The sequence below is a fragment of the Thiomicrorhabdus aquaedulcis genome (assembly GCF_004001325.1).
In the GTDB taxonomy this organism is placed as follows: Bacteria; Pseudomonadota; Gammaproteobacteria; order Thiomicrospirales; family Thiomicrospiraceae; genus Thiomicrorhabdus; species Thiomicrorhabdus aquaedulcis.
Genome location: NZ_AP018722.1, coordinates 1,939,075 through 1,956,216, shown reverse-complemented (window position 1 = coordinate 1,956,216; position 17,142 = coordinate 1,939,075). Strand labels below are relative to the sequence as shown.

19 protein-coding genes and 1 pseudogene are annotated in these 17,142 nt (G+C 44.5%); 10 read left to right on the top strand and 10 right to left on the bottom strand.

Annotated elements, in window-relative coordinates; all coding sequences use genetic code 11:
* Positions 1-6: 6 nt before the first annotated feature.
* Genes EP181_RS08965 through EP181_RS08955 form a run of 3 tightly spaced genes read right to left on the bottom strand, consistent with a single transcriptional unit; the run spans position 7 to position 3,103 of the window.
* Complete coding sequence (locus EP181_RS08965; protein ID WP_127471335.1) at positions 7-1,044, bottom strand: type IV pilus twitching motility protein PilT; 1,038 nt, start codon at positions 1,042-1,044, stop codon at positions 7-9.
* Positions 1,045-1,090: 46 nt separating this feature from the next.
* Positions 1,091-1,594, bottom strand: coding sequence for a DNA polymerase III subunit chi (locus tag EP181_RS08960; RefSeq protein WP_127471334.1), 504 nt, complete (start codon positions 1,592-1,594; stop codon positions 1,091-1,093).
* Positions 1,595-1,603: 9 nt separating this feature from the next.
* A complete protein-coding gene (locus EP181_RS08955) occupies positions 1,604-3,103 on the bottom strand; it encodes a leucyl aminopeptidase (protein WP_127471333.1) in 1,500 nt (499 codons plus the stop codon).
* Between the two features lie 226 nt (positions 3,104-3,329).
* Here EP181_RS08955 and lptF point away from each other — a divergent pair.
* From lptF to EP181_RS08935, 4 genes and pseudogenes are all read left to right on the top strand, one after another.
* Positions 3,330-4,366 (top strand): annotated as a pseudogene (gene lptF, locus EP181_RS08950) (LPS export ABC transporter permease LptF).
* Positions 4,363-5,532: an LPS export ABC transporter permease LptG gene (gene lptG, locus EP181_RS08945; RefSeq protein ID WP_127471332.1), complete on the top strand. Its 1,170-nt coding sequence runs from the start codon at positions 4,363-4,365 to the stop codon at positions 5,530-5,532. The pseudogene lptF and the gene lptG overlap by 4 nt, the downstream one beginning before the upstream one ends.
* Positions 5,533-5,572: 40 nt before the next feature.
* Positions 5,573-6,970: a mannose-1-phosphate guanylyltransferase/mannose-6-phosphate isomerase gene (locus tag EP181_RS08940; protein WP_127471331.1), complete on the top strand. Its 1,398-nt coding sequence runs from the start codon at positions 5,573-5,575 to the stop codon at positions 6,968-6,970.
* Between the two features lie 115 nt (positions 6,971-7,085).
* Positions 7,086-7,928 (top strand): MYG1 family protein, encoded by an 843-nt coding sequence (locus EP181_RS08935; RefSeq protein WP_127471330.1) that lies wholly within the window; start codon positions 7,086-7,088, stop codon positions 7,926-7,928.
* A gap of 224 nt (positions 7,929-8,152) precedes the next feature.
* Here EP181_RS08935 and EP181_RS08930 read toward each other — a convergent pair whose 3' ends face one another.
* The gene (locus EP181_RS08930) at positions 8,153-8,413 is read right to left on the bottom strand and encodes a DUF1016 N-terminal domain-containing protein (protein WP_197723368.1); all 261 of its coding nucleotides are present in this window, start codon (positions 8,411-8,413) and stop codon (positions 8,153-8,155) included.
* Between the two features lie 11 nt (positions 8,414-8,424).
* Here EP181_RS08930 and EP181_RS12905 point away from each other — a divergent pair, with 11 nt between their 5' ends.
* The 4 genes from EP181_RS12905 (at position 8,425) to EP181_RS08915 (ending at position 10,852) form a co-directional block, all read left to right on the top strand.
* Entirely contained in the window at positions 8,425-8,547 is a 123-nt protein-coding gene (locus EP181_RS12905) for a hypothetical protein (protein WP_420824419.1), read from the top strand.
* Between the two features lie 349 nt (positions 8,548-8,896).
* Entirely contained in the window at positions 8,897-10,222 is a 1,326-nt protein-coding gene (locus EP181_RS08925; RefSeq protein WP_127471328.1) for a tyrosine-type recombinase/integrase, read from the top strand.
* Positions 10,223-10,257: 35 nt separating this feature from the next.
* Complete coding sequence (locus EP181_RS08920) at positions 10,258-10,566, top strand: type II toxin-antitoxin system RelE/ParE family toxin (protein WP_127471327.1); 309 nt, start codon at positions 10,258-10,260, stop codon at positions 10,564-10,566.
* A complete protein-coding gene (locus EP181_RS08915) occupies positions 10,553-10,852 on the top strand; it encodes an addiction module antidote protein (protein WP_127471326.1) in 300 nt (99 codons plus the stop codon). Before EP181_RS08920 ends, EP181_RS08915 begins: the two co-directional genes overlap by 14 nt.
* Positions 10,853-10,889: 37 nt before the next feature.
* Here EP181_RS08915 and EP181_RS08910 read toward each other — a convergent pair whose 3' ends face one another.
* Complete coding sequence (locus EP181_RS08910; protein WP_172959730.1) at positions 10,890-11,624, bottom strand: MobA/MobL family protein; 735 nt, start codon at positions 11,622-11,624, stop codon at positions 10,890-10,892.
* Positions 11,625-12,169: 545 nt separating this feature from the next.
* Between EP181_RS08910 and EP181_RS08905 the strand changes: the two genes are divergently transcribed.
* Positions 12,170-12,412, top strand: a complete 243-nt coding sequence (locus EP181_RS08905) for an AAA family ATPase (protein WP_127471324.1) — start codon at positions 12,170-12,172, stop codon at positions 12,410-12,412.
* Positions 12,413-12,641: 229 nt separating this feature from the next.
* On the opposite strand, the gene EP181_RS08900 is transcribed toward EP181_RS08905, so the two are convergent.
* Genes EP181_RS08900 through EP181_RS08890 form a run of 3 tightly spaced genes read right to left on the bottom strand, consistent with a single transcriptional unit; the run spans position 12,642 to position 14,877 of the window.
* The gene (locus tag EP181_RS08900) at positions 12,642-13,178 is read right to left on the bottom strand and encodes an N-6 DNA methylase (protein WP_232023585.1); all 537 of its coding nucleotides are present in this window, start codon (positions 13,176-13,178) and stop codon (positions 12,642-12,644) included.
* Positions 13,121-14,212, bottom strand: coding sequence for a DNA methyltransferase family protein (locus EP181_RS08895; RefSeq protein WP_127471322.1), 1,092 nt, complete (start codon positions 14,210-14,212; stop codon positions 13,121-13,123). The genes EP181_RS08900 and EP181_RS08895 overlap by 58 nt, the downstream gene beginning before the upstream one ends.
* Entirely contained in the window at positions 14,212-14,877 is a 666-nt protein-coding gene (locus EP181_RS08890) for a restriction endonuclease subunit S domain-containing protein (protein ID WP_127471321.1), read from the bottom strand. The genes EP181_RS08895 and EP181_RS08890 overlap by 1 nt, the downstream gene beginning before the upstream one ends.
* A 261-nt stretch (positions 14,878-15,138) precedes the next feature.
* On the opposite strand from EP181_RS08890, the gene EP181_RS08885 reads away from it, so the two are divergent.
* Positions 15,139-15,798, top strand: coding sequence for a hypothetical protein (locus EP181_RS08885; RefSeq protein WP_127471320.1), 660 nt, complete (start codon positions 15,139-15,141; stop codon positions 15,796-15,798).
* On the opposite strand, the gene EP181_RS08880 is transcribed toward EP181_RS08885, so the two are convergent.
* A complete protein-coding gene (locus EP181_RS08880; protein WP_232023563.1) occupies positions 15,692-16,585 on the bottom strand; it encodes an IS3 family transposase in 894 nt (297 codons plus the stop codon). The genes EP181_RS08885 and EP181_RS08880 overlap by 107 nt on opposite strands.
* 11 nt (positions 16,586-16,596) lie before the next feature.
* Complete coding sequence (locus tag EP181_RS08875) at positions 16,597-16,884, bottom strand: transposase (RefSeq protein ID WP_127470532.1); 288 nt, start codon at positions 16,882-16,884, stop codon at positions 16,597-16,599.
* Between the last annotated feature and the right edge of the window lie 258 nt (positions 16,885-17,142).

The window sequence follows — 17,142 nt, the reverse complement described above, 5'->3', positions numbered from 1 at the left end:
ATAGAGCTAGATAAACGCGTCTTTGTTCACAGCTTTAGCGCGCGCGTTTTCACGGGTAATCAGCCCTTTGGTGAGCAGTTCTTTTAGGTTTTGGTCGAGGGTTTGCATGCCCAGTTGGGTGGACGTTTGCAGTACCGACTGCATTTGTGGCACTTTGCCTTCGCGAATTAAATTGCGAATGGCGGTGGTGGTCAGCATGATTTCGTGCGCGGCAATGCGCCCACCGCCTACTTTTTTAAGCAGGGCTTGTGAAATTACCGCGCGCAACGATTCGGACAGCATGGCGCGCACCATCTCTTTTTCGTCGGCTGGAAACACGTCAATAATGCGGTCTATGGTTTTGGCCGCCGAGCTGGTATGCAAGGTGCCAAACACCAAATGACCCGTTTCGGCGGCGGTGAGCGCCAGGCGAATGGTTTCTAAGTCACGCATTTCGCCTACCAAAATGACGTCTGGGTCTTCACGCAGTGCCGAACGTAGGGCGTTGCTAAAACTTTGGGTGTCGCGGTGTACTTCACGTTGGTTAATGAGCGCGCGCATCGGTTGGTGGACAAATTCAATGGGGTCTTCCACGGTTAAAATGTGCGCGGCGTCTTTTTTGTTGACGTAATCGACCATGGCGGCCAATGTGGTGGATTTTCCCGAGCCCGTCGGCCCAGTGACCAGCACCAAACCGCGCGGAAAACTGGCAATTTCTTTAAAGATGCTGGGGGCTTTTAACTCTTCTAAGGTCAAAATGGTGCTGGGAATGGTTCTAAACACCGCAGCAATGCCGCGATTTTGAAAAAACACGTTGGCTCTAAATCGCGCAATGTTGGGCAGTTCAAATGAAAAATCGGCTTCTAAACTGGCTTCTAGACCGCGTCGTTGCTCGTCGTTCATGATGTCATAAATCATGGTGGACAACTCTTCGGCTTCAAAATTAGGTGCTTCAATGCGTTGAATGTCGCCGTCGATTCTTAAAATAGGCGGCTGACCGGTTGACAGATGCAAGTCGGAGGCGCCTTGCTGAAAACTAAATTCTAAAAGCTGAGTGATGTCCATTGCCGATTCTCCCGAAGTAGATGTTGCGGGTTGATAAAACTAAAACTTAAAACCCAATTTTATGCACCGTGGGCTCAAGCCCTTGTTGTTTGTAGGCTTTGTAGCGTTCGCGCCCCATTTTAATGAGGTAGTCGCTTTGGTCTAAAATTTCGATGGTGCGTTGATAGACGCCAAAAGCGCTAAACAATTCGGGGTGTAAATTAATTAACACATCTTTACACGGTTGACCAATGTGCGCGCCATACAGTTGAATGGGCGCGGGGGTTTGGGCTTGTACGCTGTGGGCGATAAAACTGTGTGGTTCAATGTTCCACAAGGTTAAATCGTAGCGCAGGGCGTTATCATCGCTGTCAAAGCGTACGTCGCACAGACGTTTTTCGCGGTTAATTTTTTTAAGCAGTTTGCTTAAAAAGGCTTCACGTGCGGGGGTGTCGGTGCTGTTTAGCACATAAAACAGTACGTCTTGCGGCGCGCGCGTTGGGTTGCGCGCGTCGGGCAAGTTATTGTGAGCGGTGTCGTGAGCGTTATTTAAGGGCGTCGTAGAGGTCATAGCGTTAAATTAGCCACGCGCCTGTTGCATTAAATACTGCACCAACGCAGGCACCGGACGACCCGTAGCCCCTTTGTTAGCGCCGCTTACCCACGCGGTGCCGGCAATGTCTAAATGCGCCCAGGGTACATCTTTGGTGTAACGCGCTAAAAATTGCGCGGCGGTAATAGCGCCACCTGGACGTCCGCCAATGTTGGCCATGTCGGCAAAGTTAGACTTTAATTGTTCGTCCCACTCTTCGCCCAAGGGCATTTGCCAAAAACGGTCGTAAGTGGCCAGGCCTGCGCTTAATAAGTCGTTTACCAACGCTTGGTTGTTGCCCATTAACGCCGACACATGATGCCCCAACGCAATGATACACGCGCCCGTTAACGTGGCCATGTCGATGATTTTAGCGGGGTGATAGGTTTGCTGGGTGTAGGTGAGTGCGTCGCATAAAATAAGACGGCCTTCGGCGTCGGTGTTTAAAATTTCGATGGTTTGACCCGACAGCGATGTGACCACGTCGCCCGGTTTAATGGCGTTGCCCGAGGGCATGTTTTCGGTGGCCGGAATCACGCCCACCACGTTTAGGTCGGGTTTAAGTTGTCCTAGGGCTTTAAAGACACCCAGTACCGTGGCCGCGCCGCCCATGTCGTATTTCATTTCGTCCATGGCTTCACCTGGTTTAAGTGAAATGCCGCCTGTATCAAAGGTAACGCCTTTACCCACCAGCGCAATGGGGGCGGTTTGGGCGTCGCTGCCTTTATAAGACAAACAGATCATTTTAGGCGGGGTGTGACTGCCTTGAGCGACCGCCATAAACGAGCCCATGCCCATTTCAATCATCTGTTCCCGTTCTAGAATAGTGACCTCAAATCCGTATTCATTACCCAGTTGCACAGCGGTGTCGGCCAAATAACTGGGGGTGCAAAAGTTGCTGGGCATGTTGGCCAGTTCTTGGGTAAGCGCCATGCCCAATGCCGTGGCTTGACCCTGTTGAACGGCCGCAAGGTTTTGTGCCGTGGCTTCACAGGTGAAGGTCATGGTGTTGAGTTTGGGGTCTTTAAGCGGTGTCGCTCCACGGCTTTCATGGGCATAGTCGTAAAAGCTTTTTTGAAACACTTGGGCGTTTTGTTGAACTGACCAGGCCTGGTTAGTTTCATTTGGGTTGACTAATACACAGGCGTTAAGGGCGTTAACCGTACCACAATGGTCGAGCGCGTCGGCGGCGGCTTTAAGCGCGCTTAAGGTGTTTTTAACGCTCAGCGTGGCCAAATCACCCATGCCCACTAACAAAATACGTTGCACATCAAAGCCCGCAGGGCGCACCAATAATAAGGTTTTGGCCACTTTGCCTAAAAAATCGCCCGACTCAAACAGGTCGTGCACCAAACTGGCCAACGCGGCGTATTGCGGCAGTTCGCTGGCCAAGCTGGGCAGTGTACCTTGTTGGCCTACCGGGACAATTAAGGTGTCAAACTGGTTAAAATCGGGGGCGTGGTTGCAAGCAAATTGTATGGTTTTCATCTCTGGTTACCTTTTTATGCAGTGGGCGCAGGCGCTAAATGGCCTGCGCGTGGATAGATTGAGTCGGTTGGTGCGGCGTGTTTTGGCGTGGTTTGCTGCACTCTTTAGACTATAATGAGCCTCTTTGCTCAGTTTTTGATGGAGCTTATTTTAACGTGAGTGGAGTTGTTTTTTGCGAATTCTCGACAAATACCTATTAAAAGAGTTGTTGGCGACCTTTTTTGCCGTGTTAACGGTGCTGTTGCTCATAACCTTTGGCACCGAGGCCACCAAGCTATTGGCCTTGGCGGTGCAGGGTAAATTACCCGCGTCGGTTGTTATGCAAGTGTTGCTGCTTAAAATCCCCCCGCGCTTGAGGTGATTATGCCCTTGGTGGCGCTGTTAAGCGTGATGTTGGCGGTGGGGCGTTTGTATCAAGACCAAGAGATGGTGGTGCTCAACAGTTGTGGTGTGGCACCTAAGTATTTTCAAAAAATCATTGTGATTTTTCTAGTGCCGCTGGCGTTGTTAACCGCTTGGATTACCTTGTATGTGTCGCCGTGGAGTTATACGGCCGAGCGTAATTTAATGAGCCAAGCGCAAGTAGTGGCCCCCGTTTCGGGGTTGGTGCCGGGTAAATTTAACAGTATTCCGGGAGGTGACGGGGTTATTTACGCTAAGTTAATTGAGAAAAATGGCCAAATGCAAGGGGTGTGGATTCAGCTTAAAGACACCGAAAAAGACTTAGTGTTGATGGCGCCTACCGGTCAGTTTGAATGGGTTAACGAACGCGTGGTGTTGGTGTTAGAGAACGGTTACAGTTATCAAAATTTACATACATTTAACCAGAACTTAGTGGTGCAAAATTTTACACGCTTTGAAGGGTTCTTGCCCGAACTGAGTGTCGCACCCACAAAGCCTAAAAAATACGAAGTGGCCACTGAACTTTTGTGGGGTTCTAGCGATTTAGAGCATCAAGCCTTGTTGCAATGGCGGTTAGTAACGCCAATGGGGTTGATTGTGTTGGGCTTGTTGGGCTTAAAACTGAGCAAAACTGGGCCGCGCCAAGGGCGCTTTGCTAAAATTTTGCTGGCACTGGTGTTGTACATTATTTACAACCAGTTTTTAGTCGTAGGACGCGACACCATGGCCGATGGTTCTTGGCCGGTTTGGCTAGGTTTGTGGCCTATTCCAGTGCTGTTTTTGCTGTTTGCTTTTTGGCAGTTTAAAGTGCCTGAGTGGTTTAAACTGCCAGCAATCAATTTTACCCGAGGCCAAAAATGAATCGTATCGAACGCTATTTGGGCGGGGTGGTGGTGAGTTACACCTTTTTGGTGATGCTGGTGTTGTTGGTTATTTTGGCTTTTTTTGAGTTTATGAACCAAGTAAGTAAGCTCACCGACACCTACACCCTGGGCCTGGGCGCATGGTATACCCTTTTAAAACTACCGGTTTACAGTTATGAGATATTTCCGGTGGTGCTGCTCATTGGTACCTTAATGGGATTGGGCAGTTTGGCCAATCAATCAGAGCTGACTATTTTGCGCGTGACCGGTTGGTCTATTAAACGCATTTTATGGGCGGTGCTTAAAACGGCTCTGTTAATTTGGGTGTTTATGGTGGTGGTGGGCGAATGGTTGGCACCGCACAGCGAAGCGTATGCCAAAAAAATTAGAGCAGAAGCACTAAACGAACGCTTTTCGGTGGACGCGGGCATGGGCTCTGCCAGCGGGTTTTGGTTGCGCGATGGCCAGCGATTTATTCACGTTAAACAAGTACTGTCCAGCACCGAGCTTAAAGACATTAGTGTTTACGAACAAACCATGGATACGCGAATGACCCCAGTTTTAAGTCGTGTGGTGCAAATTAAACGCGCCACGTTTGATGCCAAACAACAGGCCTGGGTGTTTAGTCAAGCGGTTGAACAAACACTGGGTTTTAGCGCGTTGCCGGGGTTCTTAAGCACGGACTCTGTGAATGTACCCCTTGGCGAAAACGTACAAAGTCCGACCGCAAAACTGCAATTGCAAAGCCAAGCGCTTAAGACCATTGCCGAAACGTTTCCACTCAAACCCGAAGAACTGGTTAACTTAAACATTGAAACCCGTTACTTAAGCGCTTGGAACTTGTATCAATACATTAATTTTTTAGACACCAATCAACTAGAATCGGGATTGTATCAACTGGAACTTTGGCGAAAAATAACATTACCTTTGGTAGTAGCAGCCATGATTGCCATTGTGTTTCCGCTTATATTTGGCTCATTGCGCCAAGTTACCATGGGGCAACGCGTGTTTATTGGCGTGCTGATTGGCATGGGATTTCATCTGCTTAATCAATTGATTGGAAATTTAACCGTTATTTACCATTTTCCTATAGTGCTTGGCGCACTATTGCCGGCGTTAAGCGTGTTGCTGGTAGCCCTGTTTTGGTTAAGCAGGGCGCGGTAAATGGTTGAGAGTAATCGTATTAAAATTTAAGGAAAAACTCATGATTAACATCATCTTATGCGGCGGATCAGGTACACGTCTTTGGCCGTTAAGTCGCACCATGTTACCCAAGCAATTTGTGCGTTTATTTGACGGTAAGTCTTTGTTTCAAGACACGGTGTTGCGTAACCAAAGCGTCTGTTCGCACAGTTTAATTGTGTCTAATATCGAGCAATACTTTTTGGCGGTGGATCAATTAAGCCAAATTAATTCACACACAGCCCAGTTTTTATTAGAGCCCATTGGTCGAAACACCGCACCGGCCATTGCGCTGGCGTGTATGGCATTAGACCCAGATGATTTGGTGTTTGTGACCACATCCGACCACCTGGTAAAAAACCAAGCCGCCTACGAGCACGCGGTGTTGCAAGCCAAAGCGCTGGCTCAACAAGGTTACTTGGTGACCTTTGGCATAAAACCCACCTACCCCGAAGTTGGCTTTGGCTACATTGAAGCCGATAAACACCAAGGCAATGATGTCATCTCGTTTAAAGAAAAACCCGATGCCACCACCGCACAATCGTATATTGACCAAGGCAATTACTACTGGAACTCAGGCATGTTCTGTTTTAAAGCCGGGGTGTTTTTGCACGAGTTGCAAACCTATGCGCCAGACATCTACCAGGCCTGTAAAGAGGCTCTGCCACAAGAAAATTGCCACACAGAGATTCGTATCGATTTAGACAAAATGCACGCCATCCCCGAAGACAGCATTGATTATGCTGTGATGGAAAAATCGCACATTGTAAAAGTCGTACCCTGCGACATGGGCTGGTCAGACCTAGGCAGTTTTGATGCGCTGTTCGACGAAATCAAACAACCAGGCCTGGTCAATGCAGTTTTATCAAGGTTAGACAACTCACCCCAACCCATTTGCATTGATGCCAACAACAACCTCATTGTGACCCGAGAACGCACCATCGCACTGATTGATGTGGATGATTTATTGGTGGTAGACACCAGTGATGCCATCTTAATCTCAAAAAAAGGCAGTTCGCAAAAAGTCAAAAACGTCGTCGCACAAATAAAAAAACAAGCCCCAGAATTAGCCGAAATACACCGCTTAGCGTTTAGACCTTGGGGCACGTACGAAGTGTTGGTTGACACCAAAGGCTATAAAGTTAAGCGCATTGTGGTCAAACCCGGCGGACGCTTAAGCCTGCAAAAACACTTTCACCGCAACGAACACTGGATAGTCGTGTCGGGCACTGCCACGGTAACAGTAGACAACACCACTATGCTGGTGCGCCCCAACGAATCCACTTACATAAAAATGGGTCAAACTCATCGCCTAGAAAACGACGGCAAAATTGACTTGGTGATGATCGAGGTGCAAGTGGGCGAATACACGGGCGAAGACGACATTGTGCGCTTAGAAGATATTTATGCGCGCAGTTAAATGATTGCGTTGCTGCGTGGCTATGTTGTTACGTTTTAAAAAGCCGTGTGTATCAATTAGTACAAATTACGAACCCCCGTGCCATTAAGGCCAATTAACCCCACAAGGAATCCACATGCTTGTTACCCACTCTGGCCGTTTTCATGCCGATGAAGTTTTTGCTATTTCGATGCTTTTAATGCTCGAAGAACGTGCCGTTGTTAGAACGCGCGACGAGGCCATTATTGAGCAGGCGCACATTGTGTTGGACGTGGGCGCGCACTATGATCCCGCTACGCTACGCTTTGACCATCATCAAAACAGTTTTACCAAAACCCGCGAAGACGGCGTGCCGTTTGCGACGGCAGGTTTGGTATGGGAATATTTTGGCGCACAAATTTTGGCGTTAAAAGGTCTAAAAGGTGAGTATGAAACCGCATTTGCTTTGCAGTGGGTGGACGACAAACTGATTAAAGACATTGATGCGGTTGATAACGGCTGGTACAGCGACAATCCACGCCCATCGGTGTCAATGTTGGTGGCCATGATGAACGTTTCTTCCACCGACGACGAGGCGCAACAGCAGGCGGCGTTTGATAAAGCCATTGAATTTACCACTGGGATTTTAGCCAATTTTATTAAAGCGGCCATAAAAGAGGCCGAAGTGGTGGTGGAGTTAGAAGCGCACGCCCAAAACGTCACCGCTGGAGTGTTATTGCTGGACAAAAATTTGCCCTTTAAAGATTTTATTCGCCATCGTACCGACATCACTCGCGTAGTTTACCCAAAAGGCAATGAAGGTTTTGGGGTGTTTTGCAATGGCTCAATACACCATTTACCCGAACGTTTTAGAGGTTTACGCGCCGACGAACTCAATGCTATTAGCGGTTTGCAAGACGCCGTGTTTTGCCATAAATCGGGCTTTATGGCCGTGTGTAAAAGTCTAGACAGTGCCCTAATTTTGGCGCGCAGTGTGTGATTTGGCATTGTGTAATGGTCAAGTATTTCTGTAGTGTTTCTAAGCCACTTTTTGCATTTCCAGTCGTTTTTGGAATGGGGTTAAATAATCAATAGCCGAGTTGAGTCTTTTATGGTTGTAAAAGCCAATCTATTTTTCAACCACAACAACAATGGATGGATGATTCATAAAATTCAAGTCATGGCGCTGCCTTGACGTTGCAATAAACCGCTTTCGATGTGATGTTAAAGCGCATTGCGCGACCAGCGGTGTTGAATGCACAAACGCGCATAGGCAAGACGTGTTTGTGGTTCGTTTAATTTGGTGAGTAAAACCAGATTGTGTCCCCAGGGAATTTGTCCAACAGCCTGTTGGACAATTGGATTTTGCTCAAAATCCGCCCAATTTTCAGCAAACGAACGCATGTAAAGTAAATTGGTGCGCGAGAAACCTTTGAGATCGGGAAAAGCTTGATGCAGATGTAGAGACAGGGATCCATCGTACAACTTTGTCAAAAATGGCAAAGCAGTTGGACTACAACACGACAACAGACAATATAGAAAAGTTGTGTGGCTATTTTGATTGTTCAGTCTGTGATCTTGCAGAATTTATTAGGCATGAAAGCGATAAAGAAATTTAGGGTAGTGGTCAAAATTATAGAGCGATAGTTTTGGCAAGAAAAAGTGTTGGGCACAAAGAGGGCACAGGATGGGCACAGAGAGTAGATCTAAGAAATTTAACAGGAGATAAGGACTTTGTAACTTATTGAAAAATATGGATAAAAACTGGTACAACCGAGTGGATTCGAACCACCGACCCCTACCATGTCAAGGCATTATAAGAAGCGTGTTAAAACAGATGCTTACATATAAAATATCATGTTTATCATAGAGTTAATGTATTATTGATTCCTTAGCTTTCACTAGTTTTAACGTGTTATACTTCGGTTACTGTGTAGTTTTTGTGTAGTTTTTAGAAGGAAGGTCGCGATGGCTCAAAAGGTAACCAGCATAACACTGGCTAAGCTTGCTCAATTTGAAAATAGCTCGAGGCCTAAAGAGCGGCTTCAATGTGAAATGATTTCGGGCTTTCATCTCTACCGGAATCCCAACTGTGTAAGTTACCGCCTTCGTTACACTGATATTAGTGGCAAGGTTAGAAATAAAGTTATTGCTAAATCAACTCATCTGAAACCTCAGCAAGCGGCAGAGAAAGCCTTAAAAATTATAGCAACTGACGCAGATCCTTTACGCGAAGCGGCTGATAAGAAGAAAAATTTCTTTGAACAGCAGCAGCGCGCCAGTCAACGCACCCTTGGTAATTATCTTGATGGTCTTTACGCCAAGCACCAAGCTCGCAAGCGTTCCGGTCACGAAACACTTAATATGATCCGCAATAACTTTGCACACCTGCTTGAAAAAGACATGGCAAGCATTAAAGCGACTGACATTAAGTTATGGCAACTACAACGTGAGCAAGAAATCGCCTTCTCCACCATTCAACGTGCTTATGGTGCACTAAAGACATTGCTCAACAAGGCGATTGAGGAAGGTATTCTTGAGACCAATCCGCTGCCAGCCAAATCACCCTTGGAGCGCCCACACTATGAAGAAGTTGATAAACAACTCGACAGCCAAAGTAAACGCCGACTTCTCACCAAAGCAGAACTTACACAATTATTTGATGGTATTGAAGCCTATAATACTGACCTAAAGCGCCAAAGAGTGCATTCTATTCAGCGTGGCCGCACTTATCTTGAGCCACTTGCCGATAAACGCTTTGCGCACTGGTCAATTCCGTTCACTTATTTGGCGTATTACACAGGTATGCGCACCGGCGACATCAAATCTTTGACATGGCAAAACCTGAACCTCAACTTTAAACGCTTGAGTTTCACGCCCAACAAAACACGGCATCACGCGGATCCGATTATAGTTACGCTGGATTTACCCGACTCAATTATCGAGCTAATGACTCAATGGCATCAGCAACAAGGCAAATCACCGGTCACCGCCTTAGTATTTCCATCTGACATTACTGGTAAAGCTTATGACAAACACGCGCACATCACTCATTGGGAAAAGATTCGCGCATTCGCAAGTCTGCCGGATGATTTAGACTTCTATTCATTACGCCACCACTGGATTAGCACCTTGCTTCAAACCGAGAACCTGCTTCAAGTGGCGCGCATGGCCGGCCACAAGTCTACAAAGATGATTGAAAAGCATTATGGTCATCTTGTTCCTGACCGCGCTAAAGGTGCGCTACAAGCATTTGATGTGATCATTAGCCAACCGAGACAACAGATAAAATAGCCAGGCTTTGCTGTATAAAATTGGATACAATAGCGATGAAGAAAATCAATAAATACCAACGTAACGGCAAGACTCCCTTTGATGAACGCTTTCAGCAGATTAAAGACGACCGCGCCAAAGCAAGAATCATTATGCGGATAGACCGCTTAGCTCAAGGCAATCCGGGCGATTATAAACAACTTGATGCCCAGCTTTATGAATTGCGGATTGATGTAGGTAAGGGCTGGCGCGTTTACTATACCCATGAGAATGGTCAAATTATTTTACTGATGCTGGTGGGTGACAAGCCCAAACAAGCTGAAGACATTCAAACAGTAAGGAGCTGGTTAAATGAAAAAACTTGAATCTGTAGCCTATGATTCGGCGGATTACCTCAATACGGCGGAGGATGTAATCGGTTATCTTGAGGCCTGCTTAGAAGAAAATGATCCGGAGTTTTTCATTTATGCGCTTGGCGTGGTGGCACGCTCTAAGGGTATGAGCGAAATTAGCAAGCGAACCGGGCTAGGGCGAGAAAGCCTTTACAAATCATTCGGTGAAGGCAAGCACCCTCGATTCGAAACCGTTTACAAGGTCATTACTGCGCTCGGGTTAGAGTTTCGATTACAGCCACAGCGCTCATTAACTTGACTCGTGCAAAGGTCTCATAACATTTTATAAAGTCAATTTAGTGACGTATGCTGTTAGAGTTTTCTAGTTCTTGTGTTTGTTTTGTATTATGTGAAATGTTAAGTCCATCCCTTAATATTGCGTCAAAATTAATTCTAATTCCATTTAAAAACGACAGTTTAAATTCATCACTCATCATAAACTCATATGAGTTTTTATAATTAGTTTGCTCAAGGCTTGGTTGTGAATAATTGACGAAGTTTGAGGAGGTGCGTATTTCTACCGGATCTGTTGAGTATTTCTTCGCTTTACTTTGAAGTTGGAATTTGTCTGAATCGGCTAGTAAGGGGTTGATGAAATTGATCCAGCATTGTTTTATTTCATCTAGAAAGGAAGAGCTTAGTGCGTTTATACCCTTCACTTTTGGATTTTTTGTAGTGAAGTGTTCTTCTTTATTTAATTTTGTGTCAATGGGTCGGTCGTGTAGCAGGATATGAATGTGTTTATAATCTTGCTTTACGCCGGAGTGCAAGGCCCACATAAGCGGTATTTTAGAGTTAAAGTGTTTATTTGACATGTAGTGTACAAAGCCATAAACCGCCGGTTTTATTTTTTCTAACGAAATTCCAGTTGGAAGAGGAATAATGATGTGTCTGTACAAAACGCTATTTTTTCTTTCACTTTCAAAACATTGGCACCAGAATTCTTGATAGTCAGAACTCCAAATCGGTAAGTTTAGTATTTCATATTCAATTAAATCATTCTTATTCGTTTTAGATTCTTTTGTACGCAAAAGATAATTCATTAAGTGCAAGGGTTCAAGTGAACTTATGCTCGAACTTTTACATTTAGCGTTTTTTTTCTCTGTTGATGATAAGTCATTTAAGCGCTTGCCTTTAATTATTTTAAAAAAACATTTTTCATTTAGATTATCCTATTTTATATATGAGTATGCTGGTTTAGTTATTTAAGTAATAAATTGATTATCTAAATAAATCATTAATATGAAATACTTTCTTTACCTTTTGTTTTTAATGAGAAGACTTTGCAAGAGAACCCTTTGAAAAACTCAAAATATTCTGATGCGAAAAGATGTTAACTTTTAATAAGCATTCCATGAAAAATGGAGCATTAAAATGGCCTGGAAAACCTAACTTAAACCTCTCTTGCCGATGCCTGCATTCATCAGCAAGAAGCCATTGCTGAGTTAGACAAACCCAATCAATTCATTAATTGGAAGTCCATTAAATTGCAAATCGATTTGAGGTTTTTATTCCCGGTACAGCAAACTCTCCGTTTTGCTGTACTGAAATTTATCAGATCAATCGGCCAAGATAATTGTCGCTCAATCAAGTCGATATTTTCTTGCCAAGTCGAGAGAAAGCGCAGAGCAGCTGGGAGGTGACTCAAGTGAATGAATTGTTAATTCAAATGGAAAGTTACGAAGGGGTGTTTATCGCCTCAAATAATTTGATGGATAATATCAATTCTACTGCCATGCTCCGTTTTGATTTGAAAATAGAGTTTAAATCACTGCGATTTGAACCGGCCGGGTTGTTATTACAGCAACTTGTAAAATAAAGTGAAGGCAATGTTATCTGTGCCCGTAAGCCCAGACAGAAATTAGCTGGCTGTGATGATATTATGGAGCGTGCTACGATTTCGCAGTCACGTACGCATGATGGCAGAGCTGGGTGAATGTCAAAGCGTTTCAATGACATTTCAAGGGGTATCAATCGTTGCCCCATCCTAGCAAGGCTGATTCTAACGGGGGATGATTTATAGTCTATTCAACGGTGACGTGCCTTTGTTAGATAATTTTAAACTTTTTAAGTACCGCATTAAACTCTTCAAAGCACTGCTCTAAGTGCTTGGCCGATTCATCGTAATACAACGTTGCCTGTGCTAGGTTTGGAAAGTCATTTTGGCCAGGTTTATCTTGATAATTTCCAATCAATAAATTGCAATTGTTCATAACTATCTCATGATTAGACTTAAAAATACGAACACTTCCCAGATTGAAATGGTCAGTCATTTGCTTGTATTTTTCATCATCCCAGAAGGGCAGCGTGGTGAGATTGAGTAAGCTCGTACCCTTTCTATCGTAAAGTCGTTGAATTTCACGAAAGTCTATAAACATGACACCCTCGTTGTCAAAAAGTGAGTCATTATTAACGTGACCGCGCGCACTATTTTTGACCAGCATCAGCAAGTAAACTTGGTTGTATTGTGATTGACGCGCCTGATTTGCGTTAAGCGTAATAACCAATTTAACCGCGCTGCGGTCGATTAAATACTTACGCACACTTTGGTCGTACCCACCGCGACGTAAAAACCCTTCTTGCACGGCCAAAAAGCAATGCCTCCATCTTTTAGATGATGCCATGCATATTGAACCCAGAGAGCGTCACTGGCGTACCCTGGTAAGATTTCATAGCGTCTAATCTTTAAAAAAGGTTGCTCAATGCTTCTTTCAACCCGGCTCAGTACATAAGGCATCTTAGGAAAGCTTAGAATTACATCCGCTTGTTTTGCTGTGAATTTTAATTCTGTCGTGGAAAGCGGGTTGTTAGTATGGCAGTGCACGATACGGTTTAACGCTTGAATTTGAGCCATTTGCATTGTAATTTGTTGAAAAATCGGGGTGGTTGTTTCAAGTCTAAGTTCAGGATGTGTATCATTATGCAACGGTAATTGTAAGCTCAGTAGACCCAAACCCGCGCAACCATCTTGAATCACTGACTGATTGTTCACATCAGCCACTTCAAGAATGTGCGCAATCATCTGCAGTATGTCTTGGTTAAAGCCATACCACTCAAAAGCACGCGCCTTTTTATCCAAAAAATGTCTGATGTCATCCGCCAGCTTAAGTCGCCAATTGTTTTCTGGTTGGTACTCTCTTTGAATAAAATTCAGCGCGTCAATTAAAGTCTCCACGCTATTCCACGATTTCAGCACCTCTTCAGGACTCAATTTTATATTTTTGTGTACTTCAGTTGAGTCATCCAAAGCCGCTTGATGGAGAGGTATAGGCCAATGATTCTTTTGATAGTGTTCTAAAAACACCATTGCAAGAGGACTATCCGGCCAATTTGAGAAAGGGCGTCTGCTTGGAGTCATAAAAGGTGAGCTATCTTGATACGCAATAACCAGGCTTAAAAAAACGCTGAGGTTGGTCGCTAAGTCCTCAAAGCCAAGTTTTGCTACGGTGCGCGAAAAAAGGGCGGCATGTCTTTCATCTTCGCGAGGGTTTATGCAAACCCCAATCACTTTATCGAGTTCATTTTCGCGGTATGCGGAGTCTTCTAATGTATTGAGTATTTTATTAAACTCGGTTTCAACCGGGTCGAGTAGCTGGTCATTTCTAGAAATAAAATGCATCAATTATCTTCCTCTTGTGGACTGGCTTCCCGCATCGCTTCAAATAAAACCCCTTCCACCAGATCTTGTGAGGCCTTCATCATCTTCTCAAGCGCACTCTTATGACTTTGTTGGTGCGCGATTAAATCGACCATCATTTGACGCTTTTCCAGTGTAGGCAAAATAAATTTTTGTGCTCTTAACCATTTTACGGTGAGCGACAGCATCTTGGGAAAGTCCTTTTCAATCACGTGCTCTTTAAACCAAGCGGAGTTCAGGTAAAGCAATATTACCTCGGGAAGCCTTATCCTCGGTCTCAAGCAGATCATGTTGTTCAACAGAATAATATTGGCCTCATCGGGAAGTGACTTGACTAAAGCTGCATGGTAGAGCGTGCCGCGTGCAGAAATTATGATGTCACCTACCATCACAAAGTGGTGGGCTTGCAAGCGATCAGAAATCTCATCGGTCAGAACAATCGTATCAAGGCTTTCTAGCTGCTTAGCCTCCAACGAATTGCTATGAGCCAGGTCTTGAGGGCGAATTAACTGTATTGAGTCTTGACTGGTATTCGGTTGAAACGGGACGCTCTCAACTTTGCCCAAAGACAGTCCAGCGGAAATGTCGCAAATCTCACCCAGGGTGGTGCTGCCATGAAAGGATTCAGGAACGGGTTCAACTAACATTTTGTGCTCTTTAAACAGCAGAAAGTCTATGTGCATCAATAAATGGCCTTTTAGTCATAAGTTTAAGGTTTAAAAAGATTGTAGCAGAAGATGTTTAAAACACGTAAAAAAAAATACTTTTCATTCTTGAGAAAGTTTGCTATTGTGAAGTCGTATAAAAACTAAATTAAAAATAGTTTTATAAGTCGGGATAGTCAATATTGATCTGGGAGAAGGTTTATGAATGATTTAAAGAAGCGGATACGAAAATTACATAGTCGAATGGAACATGAAAGTCACGATGCCCTTTTTGAAAACATTGAAGACGAAGAAGATGACATTGAGCTTGCCTCAAAAATGGAAGATGTAATGGTCAGTACACTTGAGACATCGACACACACTAAGCGACAGATGATCAGCATTGCCCCGAGCTTAGTATTGAAAGCCGAAGAGGTCATGCTTGACGCACGTTTAAAAAGAGATAAGCCTTATCTCACGCACATTGCAAAGCTTTTAAAGTCGTATTTAGACCATTCCCTTATGAAAGACGAGCGTATCGTTGACGATGACTTAGTGTCGCGTGTAAAAGCACTTTCAAAGAAATTCCCAAATTTTACGCCGGTAGTCGATATTGTCGCGACTAGCTTGCGGGTCTGTCAGCACGGCCAGAAGCCATTGCACATTACCCCCGTGCTGATCGTTGGAGAGCCTGGAATTGGCAAGACGGAGTTTTTACTTAGCCTTGCAAGCGCACTAGGATTAGAACGCGAATTTGTGGACGCAAGTACGATGCAAGGAAGTTTCACCTTAGCCGGTACTGAGCAACACTGGAGTGTCAACACTTTTTCGTACCTAGATTTTCTTCAATTTCTTTTAGTCGGTCTAGCCTTATTTGCTCGAACTTTGCAGGCGCAATATAACCGTTCGAGCTGTGTGGCCTGATGTGGTTGTAGTGCCCCATATATTCCGAAACCAGCCAACGCATTTCTTGTTGGTCGATTAATTTTGTAAGCTGATAAACGGTTTCTGTTTTGAAAGACTTAAAGAAGCTTTCAATAACGGCATTATCCCAACAATTTCCGCGACGACTCATGCTTTGCTTAATGCCCCAATGGGCAATCAGCTTGCGGTAAGCATTACTGATAAATTGACTGCCTTGGTCCGTGTGAACCATCAGTCCTTTTGGTGGTTTACGATTCCACAGTGCTCTTTTTAATGCGGTTTCGATGAGCTCTGAGCGCATATGCGATTCCAATGCCCATCCGACTACTTTTCTTGAGTAGAGGTCAATGTAGGTGGCCAAGTACATCCAGCCTTGCTGGGTTTTAACTTGCGTTATGTCACCGACCCATACTTGGTTGAGGTAGCTGACTTTAAACTCCCGTTTGAGTAAGTTTGGCTGTATTTTTGGGTCATTAATGGCCGCACTGCTGGCTTTCTTAAACTTCTTACGAGTGTGGACGATTAGGCCTTGTTCTCGCATGATTCGAGCAATCTTACGCCGACTCATCGTCACTTTCTTTTCGTTGGTTAAATAACCTTTTATGCCTCTTGCTCCTGCATTTCCTTTTAAGATGCCGAAGGTCTCTTTAACCAAATCAGTATTCTCTTTTTGTTCGGCTGCCTTATCTGTGGGGTCTAATTTTAGCCAGCTATTAAAGCTGCTGACGGGCACGTTTAATACCTTACACATCAGTACAAGCGGGAATTCTTCTCGATGCTTTTGTATCCACGCATACTTTATTTCTCGAGACTGGCGAAGTATGCGGTGGCTTTTTTTAAGATGTCTCGCTCCATTTTGGCTTGAGCGAGTTCTTTTTTAAGCCGTTTATTTTCTTGTTCTAGAGATTCCGAGAGTTTTGGAATCACAGCCAAATCATTTTTAAGTTTATGTGCACGAACCCAAGTGTAAACAACGGTAACGGGTAACTCATAATCTCTTGCGGCTTGAGCTGAACTTCTTCCACCATTGACGATGGCGTCAATAACTTCTTTTTTAAGTTCAAGGTCGTATTTTGCATTGGCCATTTCGGGTCTCCTTTGGATGGTGATTTTATAACATCATCTAGGTACGAAATAGTGTAACCACTCCAGTTAATTAAGGTCTATTGAATACGACATTGACAGAGTAAGCGCCATACACCTTATTGAAATTAGTTTTAGTGCTTTAATCTACCCAATCCACGCCTAACCCGAAAAGGTGTTTAAACACGTTAACAGCCTGTCCGACATTAGATTGCTTTCAATCTCTCCCAATCACACCTACACCACCCATCTCAAGTCATT